The organism is Phreatobacter sp. (assembly GCF_052440005.1).
GTDB lineage: Bacteria > Pseudomonadota > Alphaproteobacteria > Rhizobiales > Phreatobacteraceae > Phreatobacter.
Genome location: NZ_JBQVQL010000029.1, coordinates 15,945 through 30,625, shown reverse-complemented (window position 1 = coordinate 30,625; position 14,681 = coordinate 15,945). Strand labels below are relative to the sequence as shown.

Genomic DNA, 14,681 nt, shown 5'->3' with positions numbered 1-14,681 from the left:
TGCGGGTTCCGGCAGGCTAACCCTACCGGACCCAGAAATGAAGCGGACCTTGCGTCAGTTCCATGACGCCGCCCCGCCTGCGCTGCCGGCCCGGCCCGCTCAGGCGCCGAGGAGGCCCTCCGCCTTCGCCTTGTCGAGGGTGCGGTCGAGGGTACGCGCCACCCTGTCGAAGAGGTCGTCGATCTCCTCCGGCGTGATGATCAGCGGCGGGCACACGGCGAGGGAGTCGCCGAGATTGCGGATGATCAGGCCCTCCTCCTGCGCCACCATGGTGGCATAGGCGCCGAGGCCGGCCTTGGGCTCGAAGGCCTTCTTGGTCGGCTTGTGGGCGACCATTTCCAGCGCCCCGACGAGGCCGACGCCGCGCGCCTCGCCCACCAGCGGATGGTCGGCGAGCGCCCTCAGATGCGCCTGGAACTGCGGCGCCTTGGCCGCCGCCTTGGTGATGATGCCGTCGCGCTCGTAGATCTCGAGGGTCTTCAGCGCCACCGCCGCGCCGACCGGGTGGCCCGAATAGGTGAAGCCGTGGCCGAACGTGCCCGTCTTCTTCGATTCGATGATGGTCGCCTGATACATCTCCTCGGGGATCATCACTGCGCCCACCGGCATGTAGGCCGAGGTCAGCGCCTTGGCCACCGAGATGGCGTTCGGCTTGTAGCCGAGCACCGAGGAGCCGAACCATTCGCCGAGGCGCCCGAAGCCGCAGATCACCTCGTCGGCGATCATGTAGACGTCGTAGCGCTGGCACACCGCCATGATCTTCTCGAAGTAGCCCTTCGGCGGCACGATGACGCCGCCGGCGCCCATCACCGGCTCGGCGATGAAGGCGGCGACCGTCTCCGGTCCCTCGCGCAGGATCATGTCCTCGAGGTCCTGGGCGCAGCGCGTGGCGAACTCCTCCTCGGTCTCGCCCTCCAGGCCGAAGCGGTAGTGGTGCGGGCAGGACGTGTGCAGGATGCCGGAAATCGGCAGGTCGAAGTCGGTGTGGTTGGCCGGCAGGCCCGTCAGCGAGGCCGAGGCGATGGTGACGCCGTGATAGCCCTTGATGCGGGAGATGATCTTCTTCTTCTGCGGGCGGCCCAGCGCGTTGTTCATGTACCAGACCATCTTGATCTGGCTGTCGTTGGCCTCCGAGCCGGAGCAGACGAAGAACACCTTGGAGATCGGCACCGGCGCCTTCTCCTTCAGCTTCTCGGCGAGCTCGATGGCGGGGTCGTGGCTCTTGCCGCCGAACAGATGGGTGAAGGAGAGCTTCTTCATCTGCTGGTAGGCGGTCTCGGCGAGCTCCTCGTTGCCGTAGCCGAGCGCCGTGCACCACAGGCCCGCCATGCCCTCGATATAGGGCTTGCCGTCCACGTCGTAGACGTAGATGCCCTTGGCCCGCTCCAGGACCAGCGTGCCGGTGTCGCGGATCGTCGCCTGGTTCGTATAGGGATGAAGGACGGTTTCCAGGTCGCGGACCTGCAGGTTGGTCAAAGCCATGGCGGCCTCCGAAGCGGGGATGGCGGAGTGAACCCGATCGGCGGGCGGCCTGTCAAAGCAGGACAGGCTCGCAAAAGAACAGCCCCTGCTACAATGGGAACCTAGCCCTCGGGCGGCATGTCCTTCGGCTCGGACGGCGCGGTGACCGCCCCCGGCTGGGCCGTCGCGCGCGCCTTCGGCTCGCGCCGCTTCAGCCGCCGCGGCGGCAGGATCTCCGGGTCGCTCACCACCGTCTTGGCGAGGAAGATGGCCGCGTCCAGCTTGGTGAAGGACCGCCCGCGATAGAACTTCAGGGCGTTCTCGTTGTTCTCCGCCACCTCCAGCACGAGGTGGGTGCAGCCGCGGAGCTTGGCGAGATGTTCGAGCTGCTCCAGCACGAAGGTGCCGAGGCCGCGGCCCTGGAACTCCGGGTCCACCGCCAGCTCCTCCACGAAGAGCGGGCGCATGTCGCGGGCGCGGAAGTAGCGCTCGTTCATCCAGTTGTCGGTGCCGATGATGGTCAGCGCGCATTCGGCATAGCCGACGATCCGCTCCTTGCCGCCGGCGCGGATGACGAAGAGCAATTGCTCGATGCCCTTCTCGTCGAAGACCTCCAGGAAGCGCTTCTTCGACTTCGGCCGCTGGTACTCCACCGTCGAGCGGTTGACCTCGCGGAACACCGCCTTGATGAACTCCCAGGTGCGGTTGAGGTCGCGCTTGTTGAGATGGCGCACCCGCACCTGCGGCTCGGCGTCCAGAGTGCCCTCTGCGTCGCGGTCCTCGGCTGCCATTGTCGTCCCGGATGGTGTTGCGGTCCGTTCCTCTTAGCGCAGCCACCCCGCGCCTTCCTAGCTGCCGGCCCGACCCATTCGCCCGGCGCATGACGCGAAGGCAGCCCGCCGGGTTGCCGCGGTGCCTCAGGCAATGCCACCGTGCCCGCCGCATTCGAGGACCCGAGGGGACATGCCATGGCCGCCGATCTGTCGCTGATCGAGAAGAGCGCTACCGACATCGTCAAGCTGCTGAAGGCGGGGGAGGTGACGCCCATCGATCTCCTCGACACGCTGGAGAAGCGCATCAAGGCCGTGGACGGCAAGGTCAATGCCCTGCCGACGCTCTGCTTCGACCGGGCTCGCAAGCACGCCCGCGCGCTGATGAAGAAGCCGAAGGAGGGCAGGGGCCTGCTGCAGGGCATGCCGGTGCCGATCAAGGACCTCACCGACGTCGCCGGCGTCCTGTCGACGCAAGGCTCGCCCATCTTCAAGGACTTCGTGCCGGAGGCCTCCAACATCCTCGTCGAGCATCTCGAGGCCCAGGGCGGCGTCGTCTACGCCAAGTCCAACACGCCGGAGTTCGGCGCCGGCGCCAACACCTTCAACGAGGTCTTCGGCGCGACGGTGAACCCCTACAACACCAAGCTGTCGGCGGCCGGCTCGTCGGGCGGCGCAGCTGTGGCGCTCGCCACCGGCATGGCCTGGCTCGCCCACGGCTCCGACATGGGCGGCTCCCTGCGCAACCCCGCGAGCTTCTGCGGCATCGTCGGCATGCGCCCCTCGCCGGGCCGCGTCGCCGCCACGCCCGGCACCAAGATCGACGCGACGCTCGGCGTCGAGGGCCCGATGGCCCGCACGGTGACCGACCTCGCCCTGCTGCTCGACGCCATGAGCGGCGACGACCACCGCGACCCGCGCTCGCTGCCCGCGCCGAAGAAGAGCTTCCGCTCCATCCTCAAGGGTCCGTGGAAGCCGAGGCGCGTCGCCTGGTCGCCCGACCTCGGCATCACCCCGGTGGACCCGGAGGTGCGCGCCATCACGGAAGCCGCGGCGAAGCGCTTCAAGGAGGCCGGCGTCATCGTCGAGGAGGCCCATCCCGACTTCTCCGAGGTGCACGAGTGCTTTGGGACGCTCCGCGCCTATGCCTTCGCCACCACCAAGTTCGAGCTCCTCAAGACCCACCGCGACAAGCTAAAGCCGGAGGTCATCTGGAACATCGAGAAGGGCCTGAAGCTGACCATGGACGAGCTGACGCGCGCCGAGGCGCAGCGCCAGACCATGCTCAGGCGGACGCTCGCCTTCTTCGACCGCTACGACCTGCTGCTCACCCCTGCCACCATCGTCGCCGCCTATCCGGTCGAGCAGCGCTATGTCGCCGAATGCGACGGCTTCACCTTCCCCGACTACGTGCAGTGGCTCTCCATCGCCTATGCGCTGACGACGGTCTCCTGCCCCGCCCTGTCGCTGCCCTGCGGCTTCACGAAGGACGGCCGCCCGATCGGCCTGCAGATCGCCGCCCGGCCCCATGGCGAGGACCGCGTTCTGGCGGGCGCCAAGATCATGGAGGACATCCTCGGCGTCGGTTCGGTGAGGCCGGTCGATCCCAGGGGCTGAGGGCGGGGGTTGAGCCTTTCCTCTATCGGCGGGTAGGGCACCGCCCCGCGCGGGAGAGGTGGAGCACCGCCCCATCCGTCATGGCCGGGCTCGTCCCGGCCATCCACGACTTGAACACCGCGGTCTCAGGACAAGTCGTGGATGCCCGGCACGAGGCCGGGCATGACGGTGGAGGTTCCTGTGCCTGTTGGACGAGGACGCCTCTTCACCTCTCCCCGGCGGGGAGAGGTCGGCCGAAGGCCGGGTGAGGGGGGCTCGTCCTTCTCGTCGATCGCTATCCCCCTCACCCGCCTCGCTTGACGCTCGGCGACCTCTCCCCGCCGGGGAGAGGTAAAGGTGGAGCCCATTCCGACGGCCAAGGAGGTGAGGGCGGGGTCTTCCTGAAAGCCCGCCACCCCACCGTTAACGGACCATCCACCCTCATGCGCGGTTTTCGCGCTCCCCCGTCCACCCCGTGTTAAACATGAACCGGGTCGCGTCGGGTGGAGGAGACGGCCGTGGTTCGCCACGCCTTGCGGCTCGTCGTCGTGGTCGGGACCGTGCTCGCTGCCGCGGGCGCCGCGGCGCAGGACGTGCGCCATTCCGCCATCCCCGATTTCGACGCGGTCGCCGCCGCCAACCGCGGCTTCGGCGGCTTCTACGTCGCCGGCGGTTTCGGCTACGGCCTGCCCGCCCACCGCGACTTCAGCCTCGTCGACGGCTTCGCCTGCCCGGGCACGAATGTGCCCTATCTCGGGCCCGTCGCGCTCGGAGGCGGATCGGGCTGTCGCACCTCCGCGGGGCTTTCGGGCCTCACCGCCCACGTTCTCGCCGGCTGGAACTTCGGCGCCGGCCAGGGCTGGATCTCCGGCGTCGAGCTGCGCGGGCGGCTCGGCCGCGAGGCCGGCACGGGCCGCCTCGGCGGGTCGAGCGTGGTCGCCATTCCCGGCCTTGCGCCCTACACCAACACGGCCTCCGGCACCTACCGCGCCAGCATCGACAGCGGCCTCGCGGTCACCGGCCGCTGGGGCTATGCCTTCTCCGGCTTCATGCCCTTCGTGAAGGCCGGCCTCGGCATGGCGCGGCTCTCCGAACAGGTCGATTTCGACGCCACGGGATCGCGCTCCTGCACGGTCGGGCCGCCGGTCTCCTGCACCTCCGGCGGACGGGTGGCGAGCCGCACCGGCCGCTGGCTGCCCTCGGCCGTCTTCGGCGCCGGCGTCGAGGTGCCCGTCGGGCGCGCCTTCGTGCGCGTGGACGGCGAGGTGGAGGCGGTCTTCTCGCCCTCGCAGAACCTGACGCAGACCCTCGCCGGCCAGACGCTCGTCACGGCGGGCGGCGGCGGCACCGGCGGCGTACCCGCGACCGTCGGCCAGGCCTCGCTGCGCTCCGAGAACTGGATCATCTCCCGGAGGATCATGATCTCCGGTGGCTTCCGGTTCTGACCGCGCGTGACTATGTTCACCGGCTCAAGGACCGCGGGATGATCCCGGCGGCAGTGACCCCGGCGCTGATGACAACCACCCGAACGACGACGCTTCCCTCCGGCCTGACGGTCGTGACGGACGCCATGCCCCATCTGAAGACTGCCTCGATCCAGGTGACTTTCGGCGTCGGCGGCCGCGACGAGCGGCCCGACGAGCACGGCATCAGCCACCTGCTCGAGCACATGGCGTTCAAGGGCACGACCAGGCGCACGCCGCGCGGCCTTGCCGAGGAGATCGAGGCCGTCGGCGGCGACCTCAACGCCGCCACCGCCTCCGAGAACACCTCCTACTACGCGAAGGTGCTGGGCGAGGACCTGCCGGTCGCCATCGACATCCTCTCCGACATCCTCACCGACCCGCAGTTTCATCCGGCGGAGCTGGTGAAGGAGAAGAACGTCATCGTCCAGGAGATCGGCGCCGCCGAGGACGATCCCGACGACGTCGTCGTCGACCATTTCATCGCCGAGGCCTATCCGGGCCAGCCGCTGGGCCGCACCATTCTCGGCACGCCGCAGGCGGTGCGCGCCGCGACCCCTGACAAGCTGCGCGCCTATATGGGCCGCTCCTATGCCGCCCCGCGCGCCGTGGTGGCCGCGGCCGGCGCCGTCGATCACGACCGCGTCGTCGACGCCATCGCCCGCGCCTTCGAGACCCTGCCGCAGGAGGCGCCGCCCGCCTGCGAGGGCGCCCGCTACCAGGGCGGCGCGACCACCATTGCCCGGCCGCTGGAACAGACCAATCTCGTCTTCGGTTTCGAGGGGATGAGCTACCGCGATCCAGACATCTACGCCGTGGGTGTCTTCAACAATCTGCTCGGCGGCGGGCTGTCGTCGCGCCTTTTCCAGGACGTGCGCGAGGACAGGGGGCTCTGCTACGAGATCCACTCCTTCCACTGGTCCTACAGTGACACCGGCGTCTTCGGCATCTCCGCCGGCACCGATCCGGCCGATGCCGTCGACCTCTTCAACCTCACCATGGATGTGCTCAACGCCACCGTGGACGGGGCGAGCGAGGCCGAGGTGGGCCGCGCCAAGGCGCAGATGAAGGTCGGCCTCCTCGGCGCGCTCGAAAGCTCCTCCTCGCGAACCGACCAGATGGCGCGGCAGGTGCTGGTGTTCGGCCGCACGCTCGACCTCGAGGAGATCGCGGCGAAGATCGACGCCGTCACCGTCGAGGACGCCCGCGCGGCGGGCGCAAGGCTGGTGCGCTCCTCGCCCATGACCTTTGCCGCCATCGGGCCCAAGCGCGGGCTGGACAAGGTGCGGAAGCTGGCCGAACAATTCCGCTCGACATGAACCCCACGCCCAAGGCCCCCATCCGCCGCTTGCCCCCGGGTCGGCCCCTCTCCCTGTTGCGGGCGGTGGGGCTGGCCTATGCCGCGCCGGAGCCGGTGGTCGGGCCGAAGGTGAGCCTGCGCATGCCCGACATGGGCGATTACGACGCCTGGGCGCGGCTGCGCGAGGCGAGCCGCCGCTTCCTGGTGCCGTGGGAACCCGCCTGGCCGCCGGACGACCTCACCCGCACCGCCTTCCGCCGCCGCATTGCCCGCTACCGGCAGGACTGGCGCGACGACCAGGGCTACGCCTTCTTCCTCCACCGCAAGGACGACGGCGCCCTCGTCGGCGGCCTGACTCTCACCAACGTGCGTCGCGGGGTCGCCCAGACCGTTTCGCTCGGCTACTGGATGGGCGAGGCCTTCGCCGGCCAGGGCTACATGAGCGCCGGCGTCCGGGCGGTCATCCCCTATGCTTTCGGCGTGCTCGGCTTCCGCCGCATGGAGGCGGCCTGCGTGCCGCAGAACGCCGCCTCGGTCGGGCTGCTGGAGCGCGTCGGCTTCACCCGCGAGGGGCTCGCCCGGCAATATCTCTGCATCAACGGCACGTGGACCGACCACGCGCTCTATGCCTTCGTCCAGGGCGACCGGCTCGGCTGAGCCCGTGCCTCAGTCGACGATGAAGAGCTTCGCGCCCTTCGGCGCCTGCGACCGGTGCGCCTCGGCGCCGTCCGCCACCTGGTAGCTCATGCCGGGCGTCAGGACGAAGACCCGGCCGTCCTCCAGCGTCGTCTCGAGTTCGCCCTCGAGGCAGAACAGGACATGGCCTTTCGAGCACCAGTGGTCCGACACGTAGCCGGCCGAGTATTCCACCATGCGCACGCGGATGGCGTTGCCCTCGGGACCGAAATGCCGCGTGCGCCACAGCGCCTCGCCCACCTCGCCCGCGTGGCGTGTCGGTTCCACGGTGGACCAGTCCACCGTGCCGAAGGGGATGTCGGACATCTTCATGGGGCGGCCCGGATCAGAACAGGTGGATGAGGCCCGGCTTCAGGAGCCCGATGGCCGAGAAGGCGATGCCGACGATGCCGAGCCCGCCGGCGAGCCAGGCCAGCGCCATGGCGCCCGTCACCACGGCGGCAGAGGCCAGCACGATGGCGATCTGGAAGGCGGCCGAGGAGATCTCGAAGTCGTGGTAGCGCTTGTAGGAGACGTCCCGCTTCTTCTCGGCCGCCTGGGCGCGGGCGGAGAGCTGGCGCCGGCCCTCGTTGGTCTCGGGCTCGTTGTCCCAGCGGGCGGCGCGGCCCTGCCAGGTCTCGATCTGCCGGGTCATGGCGGCCTTGGCGGCCTCGTCGGTCACCGCGTTGCGGGTGATCGTCATGTCCTCGGCGGCCGTCGTCACCGCCGTCATGCGGATGGTCTTCGCCTGGAAGAAGGCCCAGAGGTTCGAGGCCTCCACGTTGGCGTTCAGCGCGTCGGTCTGCGAACTCTTCGCGGCGGTCTCGGCGAGCGCCAGGAAGAGGGCGAGGACGGCGATCAGCAGGGCGATCTTCTTGTTCGACGGGTCGATGTGGCCGTGGCCGGACATGGGGTGATTCCTCAAGGGAAGGGCGCTCGCGAGGCTTTGCCCCGTGCGGCGTTCCGGCGCAAGAGGCCCTGAGCGCGACCGCACTTTTGCCGAATGGCGGTGAACCGATTAAGACAGCCCTCATGACCATCTGGGGAAAACTGGCGGGGGCCGCCGCGGGCTTCATGCTGGGCGGGCCGATCGGCGCGCTGCTGGGCGCGCTCGCCGGCCATTTCATCGTCGACGAGGGCCTTCTCGCCCCCGAGCAGGGGCCGCCGCTGCAGTCGGTGGTCTTTACCATCGGCCTCATCGCCCTCGCCGCCAAGATGGCCAAGGCGGACGGCGTGGTGACGCGCGACGAAGTCGCCGCCTTCCGCCGTCTCGTGTCGGTGGCGCCGGAGGACGAGGCTCACGTCTCCCGCCTCTTCGACCTCGCTAAGCAGAGCACCGCCGGCTTCGACGCCTATGCTCGCCAGCTCGCCCAGCTCCTGAAGGACGAGCCGGACACGTTGGAGGATCTGGTCGACGGCCTCTTCGGCATCGCCACGGCCGACGGCGCCGTCCATGCCGACGAGCGCTCCTATCTCGCCGAGGTCGCCGCCATCTTCGGCGTGTCGGAGGCCGCCTTCGCCCGCATCGAGGCACGCCACGTCGTCGCCGGACCGCGCGATCCCTACCGCGTTCTCGGCATCGCGCCGGATGCCGCCGACGGCGAGATCAAGCAGGCCTGGCGTGCCCTCGTGCACCAGTATCATCCGGACCGCCTCATCGGCCGCGGCGTGCCGGCAGAGTTCGTCGCCATCGCCACGGGCAAGATGGCCGCCATCAACGAGGCCTACGACGTGTTGCGCCGGGCGAGGGGCTTCGCATGACCGGGTCCTGCGACCACGACCACCACCATCACGACGTCGGCCCGCTGGAGCGGCCCGATTCGCCCTGGGCGAACGGCCTCGCGCTCTCGCCGAACCACGACGAGCGCCGCGCGGCCGTCGACATCCTGATGATGCACTACACCGGCATGCGGGACGGCATGGCCGCGCTCCACCGGCTCTGCGATCCGAACCCGCCGAGGGTGTCGGCCCACTACGTCGTCTTCGAGGACGGCGAGATCGTCCAGTGCGTCGCCGAGGGCCGCCGCGCCTGGCACGCGGGCGCCGGCTCATGGCAGGGGAGGGAGGACGTCAACTCCCGGTCCATCGGCATCGAGATCGTCAATCCCGGCCACGAATTCGGCTACCGGCCCTTCCCCGAGGAGCAGGTCGCCGCGGTGGTGAACCTCTCGCGCGACATTCTCACCCGCCATGCCATCGCGCCCATGGGGGTCCTCGCCCATTCCGACACGGCGCCGGGCCGCAAGCAGGATCCCGGCGAGCTCTTCCCCTGGGCGCGCCTCGCGGAAGAGGGCGTCGGCCTGTGGGTGCCGCCGGCCCCGCTCCAGCCCGGCCCGACCTATCGCCGCGGCGAGGAGGGCCCCCCGGTCCAGGCGCTGCAGGCACTTCTCGGAATGGCCGGCTACGGGCTCCAGGTGACCGGCGTCTTCGACGCTGCGACCGAGGCGGTCGTGACCGCCTTCCAGCGTCACTGGCGGCAGGAGAAGGTGGACGGCATCGCCGACGCCTCGACGCTCAGGACGTTGCGGGACCTCCTCGCCGCGCGTTGACCGGCTTGCCAGGGCGCGCCGCGCGCGGGAGGCTCGCGCCATGCGCCTCGCCCTCCTCCTCGCTGCCCTCATCGTGCCCCTGCCGGCGGCGGCCCAGACCGGCCTGCCGGAAGGCTTCGTCCATCTTGCCGACGTCGCGCCGACCATCCGCCAGGACATCCGCTATGCCGGCGCGCGCAACTTCCTCGGCCGTCCCGTCGCCTTCTACCTCGCCGGCGAATGCATCCTCACCCGCCGCGCCGCCGAGGCGCTCTCCCGCGCGCAGGCGGAGATCGCGCCGCGCGGGCTCACCCTCGTCGTCTGGGACTGCTACCGGCCCGCCGGGGCGGTCGCCGACATGATGACCTGGACGCGCGATGCCGCCGACCAGCGGATGAAGGCGATTTTCTACCCGGCCGTCGACAAGGCCCGCCTCTCCCTCGACGGCTATCTCTCCGCGCGCTCCACCCATTCCCGCGGCTCGACCGTCGATCTCGGCATCGCCCGCGCCGGCGCGATGCCGGGGTACGCTACCGGCGCCTGCACCGCGGCGACCGGCCAGCGCTTCGACGACGGCGTGCTCGATTTCGGCACGTCCTACGACTGCTTCGATCCGCGCGCGCATGTGCGCGCCCCCGGCATCGGCCGCGAGGCCGCCGCCAACCGCGCCATGCTGGCCGCCCTGATGCAGCGCAATGGCTTCCGCGCCTATGCCAAGGAATGGTGGCACTTCCAGCTCGTGTCCGAGCCATTTCCCGGACGCAGCTTCGACTTTCCCGTCATGCGGCGGGGGCAGAGGTGACCTGATACGGTCGACGACGGGGAACGCCGGCGCCCCGGCTGCATTGTTGGAGGGCTACTGGAGGCTGACCCATGACCGACGTCCGAACCGCCACTTCCGAAACCGGCCGCACCGGCCACTCGCTCGGGGCGCATCTCGTGCCGCTCCGTCGCAACTGGGGCTGGCTGATGGGCGCCGGCATCGCGCTCATCGCCCTCGGCCTGTTCGGCCTCGTCGCGGCCAACCTCTTCACCGTGGTGAGCACCCTGTCATTCGGCGCGATGATGCTGGTCGCCGGCGGCGTGCTGCTCTTCGATTCCTTCCGCCGCGAGGGCTGGCAGAGCCGGCTGGCGATGATCGCCATCGGTCTGCTCTACATCGCCACCGGCGCGCTGGTTTTCTACAACCCGCTCCAGGCCGTCGTCGCCCTGACGCTGGTCTGCGCCACCATGCTCGTGGCCGTCGGCCTGCTGCGAATCATCACGGCGTTCCACATGCGCCCGCTCGTAGTCTGGGGCTGGGTGCTCGCCTCCGGCATGATCTCCCTGCTGCTCGGCCTGTTCATCTTCGTGCAACTGCCGCAGGCCGCGCCCTGGGTGCTCGGCACCTTCCTCGCCGTGGAGCTGATCTTCCAGGGCTGGTCCTACGTTTTCCTCGCCCGCGCCATCCGCTCCACCTTCGACGGCGTGCATCCCAAGCCGGTCGCCTGATCGCGGCCGGCATGGTCACCAAATCCTTGCCGGAAACCGTTTCTTAACGGCCGCTCGCGTTAATGAGGCGTTGACGACACGAGGCCCGCGGACAGGCCCGGCGGGCCGTGATCGTCACCGACGCCCGTGATGCCATGCCGGTCCGCAGCGAGCCGCCGATCCCCACGCACCCGACGCGCGCACCGCGCGCATGGTCGGCGCGGGACTGCCGCCCGTCCGACCGCCGGTCTCGCTCCGTCGGCGCGGCGCGCGGGAGGATCGGCATGACGGCTCTAGGCGGCATGGGAGGCACGGGCGATACGTCCCGGCACGTGCCCGTGCTGCTGGCCGAGGTCGTTGCCGCGCTGTCCCCCGCCGACGGCCAGGTCATCATCGACGGCACCTTCGGGGCCGGCGGCTACACCCGCGCCCTGCTCGAGGCCGCCGACACCCGCGTCGTCGCCATCGACCGCGATCCCACCGCCATCGCCGGCGGCGCTGCGATGGTGGACGCCTTCGCCGGCCGTCTGGCCCTCGTCCACGACCGCTTCGCCCGCCTCGATGCCGTCGCGGAGGAATGCGGCCATCAGACCGTCGACGGCGTCGTCCTCGACATCGGCGTCTCCTCCATGCAGATCGACGAGGCCGAGCGCGGCTTCTCCTTCCGCTTCGACGGCCCCCTCGACATGCGCATGGGCCGGGAGGGCGAGAGCGCCGCCGACCTCGTCGCCAGGCTCGAAGAGACGGCGCTCGCCAACCTCATCTACACCAATGGCGAGGAGCGTCTGTCGCGTCCCATCGCCAAGGCCATCGTGCGCGAGCGTGCCGTCGAGCCGATCGTCACCACCCGTCGGCTGGCCGACATCGTCGCCCGCGTCGTGCGCTCCAAGCCCGGCGACATCCATCCTGCGACCCGCACCTTCCAGGCGCTGCGCATCGCCGTGAACGACGAGCTCGGCGAGCTGGAAGCGGCGCTCGATGCCGCCGAGCGGGTGCTGAAGCCCGGCGGACGCCTCGCCGTCGTCACCTTCCATTCGCTGGAAGACCGCATCGTCAAGCAGTTCCTCGTCGAACGCTCCGGCAGGAGCCCCGCCGGCTCGCGCCACGCTCCGGCGAGCCGCCCGCCCGAGCCGACCTTCACCCTGATCACGCGCAAGGCGGTGGCGGCCTCCGAGGCCGAGAGCCGCGCCAACCCGCGCGCCCGCTCTGCCAAGCTGCGCGCCGCCGAGCGCACCGCCGCCAGCCCGAGGACCCGCTCATGATGCGCCTCCTCAACATCGTCGTGGTGGCGGCGCTCATCGTCGCGGCGGCCTATGTCTACCGCATCAAATACGAGGCGACCCGCCACGCCGAGCAGGTTGCCAGGCTCCAGCTCGAGATCAAGCGCGAGCGCGAGACCATCGCCGCGCTGAAGGCCCAGTGGGCCCAGCTCAACAGCCCCGACCGTCTGCAGGCGCTGGCCGAGAAGCATCTGAGGCTGCGCCCCCTGGCCATCAACCAGTTGCACGATCTCGCGGGCCTTCCCGACAAGCCCTTCGTCGATCCCGATCCGATCGGCTCCATGCTGGAGGCCCTCGGCTCCGGCGCCGATCCCGTGGTGACCGGGTCGGTCCCCGGCATGCCGCTGCCGCAACGCCGCCCGGCCGGAGGCCGCTGATGTCCCCACGGCCCTCCTTCCTCATGCGTGTCCGCCACGCCCTTGCCTGGGTCCTCGCCGGCCCGCAGTCCGAGCGGCTGAAGAAGGCGAAGTCCCGCGTGCGCCTCGCCATGCTCGGCTTCGGCGCGCTCTATGCCGTCATCGCGGTCAGCCTCGTCCTCTATGTCGTGCGCTACGACCGTTCGGCCCAGTCCGGCGTGCGCAGCGCCGAGGCGGTCTCCTCGACCCGGCCTGACATCCTCGACCGCAACGGCGAGGTGCTCGCCACCGACGTGCGCGCCATCTCGCTCTACGCCGAGCCGAAGAAGCTCGCCGCCAGCTTCGACGTCGACGAGGCGACCGAGCTCCTGACCGCCGTGCTGCCGGACCTCGACCAGCGCGAGGTGCGCGAGCGCCTGCGTTCCGGCAAAGGCTTCGTCTGGCTGCGCCGCGAGATCACGCCCACCCAGCGCGACCAGATCCACCGCCTCGGCATTCCCGGGGTCGGCTTCCTGCGCGAGGCCAAGCGCACCTATCCGAACGGCGCGACTCTCTCGCACGTCCTCGGCATGGTGAACGTGGATAACCAGGGTCTCGGCGGCATCGAGCGCTACATCGACAACCAGGGTCTCGCCGAGCTGCACCGCGCCGGCTTCGTCACCGACCGCAACCAGGCGGCCGTGCAGCTCTCCATCGACCTGCGCGTCCAGCACGTGCTGCGCGACGAGCTCGTCCAGGCGCACCAGAAGTTCCGCGCCAAGGCGGCGGCCGGCGTCATCGTCGACGTCAATACGGGCGAGATCCTCGCGCTCGCCTCGATCCCCGACTACGACCCGAACCGGCCCTCGACCGCCGCCGGCTTCGACCGCGCCAACCGCATCACCACCGGCGTCTACGAGATGGGCTCGGTGATGAAGTCGCTGACCACCGCCATGGCGCTGGATTCGGGCCGCTTCACCATCAACTCCACCCTCGACGCCCGCTTCCCCATGGCGGTCGGCCGCCACCAGGTGAAGGACTTCCACGCCCAGCGCCGCGTGCTGACCCTGCCCGAGGTCTTCACCTATTCCTCCAACATCGGCACCAGCCGCATGGCGCTGACCCTCGGCGGCGAGCACCAGCGCGCCTTCCTGCGTCGCCTCGGCCAGTTCGACCGCGTCGTCACCGAGATCGGCCCCTCCACCGCCCCGCTCGTGCCGCGCCGCTGGGCCGACATCACCGCGGCCACCGTCTCCTTCGGCCACGGCATGTCGGTCGCCCCGCTCCAGGCGGTGATGGGCACTGCGGCTCTCGTCAACGGCGGCCGGCTGATCCAGCCGACCTTCCTCCGCCGCACTCCGGAGGAGGCCAACGCCGTCGCCCGTCAGGTCATCCGTCCGGAGACTTCCCAGGCAATGCGCTTCCTGATGCGGCTCAATTCGGAGCGCGGCTCGGGCCGCCGCGCCGAAGTCGAAGGCTTCTATGTCGGCGGCAAGACCGGCACGTCGGAGAAGGTCATCGGCGGCCGCTATTCCAAGGACAAGCAGCTCAACTCCTTCATGGCGATCTTCCCCGCCGACCAGCCGCGCTACCTCCTGCTCGTCATGCTCGACGAGCCGCGCGGCATCCCGGAGACCCACGGCCTCGCCACCGCCGGCTTCAACGCCGCGCCCACCGCCGGCCGGGTCATCGCGAGGTCCGCGCCGCTCCTCGGGCTGCAGCCGCGCTTCGACATGCCGCCGGCCATGCAGGCCATCCAGGCGGGCTACCGGATGCCGGGGCGCTGAGGGCGGCGTTGCCCCA

The 14,681-nt window shown here is 70.2% G+C and carries 15 protein-coding genes; 11 read left to right on the top strand and 4 right to left on the bottom strand.

What is annotated here, in order from left to right; genetic code table 11:
* Nucleotides 1-99: 99 nt before the first annotated feature.
* Entirely contained in the window at nucleotides 100-1,482 is a 1,383-nt protein-coding gene (locus ACT6XY_RS09435; RefSeq protein WP_444748082.1) for an aminotransferase, read from the bottom strand.
* A 101-nt stretch (nucleotides 1,483-1,583) separates the two neighbouring features.
* Complete coding sequence (locus ACT6XY_RS09430) at nucleotides 1,584-2,252, bottom strand: GNAT family N-acetyltransferase (RefSeq protein ID WP_444748081.1); 669 nt, start codon at nucleotides 2,250-2,252, stop codon at nucleotides 1,584-1,586.
* Nucleotides 2,253-2,429: 177 nt separating this feature from the next.
* On the opposite strand from ACT6XY_RS09430, the gene ACT6XY_RS09425 reads away from it, so the two are divergent.
* The 4 genes from ACT6XY_RS09425 (at nucleotide 2,430) to ACT6XY_RS09410 (ending at nucleotide 7,247) form a co-directional block, all read left to right on the top strand.
* Complete coding sequence (locus tag ACT6XY_RS09425) at nucleotides 2,430-3,848, top strand: amidase (RefSeq protein ID WP_444748080.1); 1,419 nt, start codon at nucleotides 2,430-2,432, stop codon at nucleotides 3,846-3,848.
* 497 nt (nucleotides 3,849-4,345) lie between these two features.
* Nucleotides 4,346-5,272, top strand: coding sequence for a hypothetical protein (locus ACT6XY_RS09420; protein ID WP_444748079.1), 927 nt, complete (start codon nucleotides 4,346-4,348; stop codon nucleotides 5,270-5,272).
* 68 nt (nucleotides 5,273-5,340) lie between these two features.
* A complete protein-coding gene (locus tag ACT6XY_RS09415; RefSeq protein ID WP_444748078.1) occupies nucleotides 5,341-6,609 on the top strand; it encodes a M16 family metallopeptidase in 1,269 nt (422 codons plus the stop codon).
* On the top strand, nucleotides 6,606-7,247 hold the full coding sequence (locus ACT6XY_RS09410; RefSeq protein WP_444748077.1) for a GNAT family N-acetyltransferase: 642 nt from the start codon (nucleotides 6,606-6,608) through the stop codon (nucleotides 7,245-7,247). Before ACT6XY_RS09415 ends, ACT6XY_RS09410 begins: the two co-directional genes overlap by 4 nt.
* A 9-nt stretch (nucleotides 7,248-7,256) precedes the next feature.
* On the opposite strand, the gene ACT6XY_RS09405 is transcribed toward ACT6XY_RS09410, so the two are convergent.
* A complete protein-coding gene (locus ACT6XY_RS09405) occupies nucleotides 7,257-7,598 on the bottom strand; it encodes a DHCW motif cupin fold protein (protein ID WP_444748076.1) in 342 nt (113 codons plus the stop codon).
* A gap of 13 nt (nucleotides 7,599-7,611) precedes the next feature.
* Nucleotides 7,612-8,175, bottom strand: coding sequence for a DUF4337 domain-containing protein (locus tag ACT6XY_RS09400; RefSeq protein ID WP_444748075.1), 564 nt, complete (start codon nucleotides 8,173-8,175; stop codon nucleotides 7,612-7,614).
* 122 nt (nucleotides 8,176-8,297) lie between these two features.
* Here ACT6XY_RS09400 and ACT6XY_RS09395 point away from each other — a divergent pair, with 122 nt between their 5' ends.
* The 7 genes from ACT6XY_RS09395 (at nucleotide 8,298) to ACT6XY_RS09365 (ending at nucleotide 14,665) form a co-directional block, all read left to right on the top strand.
* Complete coding sequence (locus ACT6XY_RS09395) at nucleotides 8,298-9,026, top strand: TerB family tellurite resistance protein (RefSeq protein WP_444748074.1); 729 nt, start codon at nucleotides 8,298-8,300, stop codon at nucleotides 9,024-9,026.
* Nucleotides 9,023-9,814 (top strand): peptidoglycan recognition protein family protein, encoded by a 792-nt coding sequence (locus ACT6XY_RS09390; RefSeq protein WP_444748073.1) that lies wholly within the window; start codon nucleotides 9,023-9,025, stop codon nucleotides 9,812-9,814. Before ACT6XY_RS09395 ends, ACT6XY_RS09390 begins: the two co-directional genes overlap by 4 nt.
* Nucleotides 9,815-9,854: 40 nt before the next feature.
* The gene (locus ACT6XY_RS09385) at nucleotides 9,855-10,595 is read left to right on the top strand and encodes a M15 family metallopeptidase (protein WP_444748072.1); all 741 of its coding nucleotides are present in this window, start codon (nucleotides 9,855-9,857) and stop codon (nucleotides 10,593-10,595) included.
* A 71-nt stretch (nucleotides 10,596-10,666) separates the two neighbouring features.
* Complete coding sequence (locus tag ACT6XY_RS09380) at nucleotides 10,667-11,284, top strand: HdeD family acid-resistance protein (protein ID WP_444748071.1); 618 nt, start codon at nucleotides 10,667-10,669, stop codon at nucleotides 11,282-11,284.
* Nucleotides 11,285-11,547: 263 nt separating this feature from the next.
* A complete protein-coding gene (gene rsmH / locus ACT6XY_RS09375; protein WP_444748070.1) occupies nucleotides 11,548-12,525 on the top strand; it encodes a 16S rRNA (cytosine(1402)-N(4))-methyltransferase RsmH in 978 nt (325 codons plus the stop codon).
* Entirely contained in the window at nucleotides 12,522-12,920 is a 399-nt protein-coding gene (ftsL, locus tag ACT6XY_RS09370; protein WP_444748069.1) for a cell division protein FtsL, read from the top strand. The genes rsmH and ftsL overlap by 4 nt, the downstream gene beginning before the upstream one ends.
* The gene (locus ACT6XY_RS09365; RefSeq protein ID WP_444748068.1) at nucleotides 12,920-14,665 is read left to right on the top strand and encodes a peptidoglycan D,D-transpeptidase FtsI family protein; all 1,746 of its coding nucleotides are present in this window, start codon (nucleotides 12,920-12,922) and stop codon (nucleotides 14,663-14,665) included. Before ftsL ends, ACT6XY_RS09365 begins: the two co-directional genes overlap by 1 nt.
* Nucleotides 14,666-14,681 lie beyond the last annotated feature (16 nt).

Bases quoted from the DNA above. Each gene is read 5' to 3' on its own strand.
- rsmH (WP_444748070.1), top strand. From the start codon at position 11,548: ATGACGGCTCTAGGCGGCATGGGAGGCACGGGCGATACGTCCCGGCAC.
- ftsL (WP_444748069.1), top strand. From the start codon at position 12,522: ATGATGCGCCTCCTCAACATCGTCGTGGTGGCGGCGCTCATCGTCGCG.
- ACT6XY_RS09410 (WP_444748077.1), top strand. From the start codon at position 6,606: ATGAACCCCACGCCCAAGGCCCCCATCCGCCGCTTGCCCCCGGGTCGG.
- ACT6XY_RS09385 (WP_444748072.1), top strand. From the start codon at position 9,855: ATGCGCCTCGCCCTCCTCCTCGCTGCCCTCATCGTGCCCCTGCCGGCG.
- ACT6XY_RS09365 (WP_444748068.1), top strand. From the start codon at position 12,920: ATGTCCCCACGGCCCTCCTTCCTCATGCGTGTCCGCCACGCCCTTGCC.
- ACT6XY_RS09425 (WP_444748080.1), top strand. From the start codon at position 2,430: ATGGCCGCCGATCTGTCGCTGATCGAGAAGAGCGCTACCGACATCGTC.
- ACT6XY_RS09405 (WP_444748076.1), bottom strand. From the start codon at position 7,598: ATGAAGATGTCCGACATCCCCTTCGGCACGGTGGACTGGTCCACCGTG.
- ACT6XY_RS09400 (WP_444748075.1), bottom strand. From the start codon at position 8,175: ATGTCCGGCCACGGCCACATCGACCCGTCGAACAAGAAGATCGCCCTG.
- ACT6XY_RS09395 (WP_444748074.1), top strand. From the start codon at position 8,298: ATGACCATCTGGGGAAAACTGGCGGGGGCCGCCGCGGGCTTCATGCTG.
- ACT6XY_RS09390 (WP_444748073.1), top strand. From the start codon at position 9,023: ATGACCGGGTCCTGCGACCACGACCACCACCATCACGACGTCGGCCCG.
- ACT6XY_RS09415 (WP_444748078.1), top strand. From the start codon at position 5,341: ATGACAACCACCCGAACGACGACGCTTCCCTCCGGCCTGACGGTCGTG.
- ACT6XY_RS09435 (WP_444748082.1), bottom strand. From the start codon at position 1,482: ATGGCTTTGACCAACCTGCAGGTCCGCGACCTGGAAACCGTCCTTCAT.
- ACT6XY_RS09430 (WP_444748081.1), bottom strand. From the start codon at position 2,252: ATGGCAGCCGAGGACCGCGACGCAGAGGGCACTCTGGACGCCGAGCCG.
- ACT6XY_RS09380 (WP_444748071.1), top strand. From the start codon at position 10,667: ATGACCGACGTCCGAACCGCCACTTCCGAAACCGGCCGCACCGGCCAC.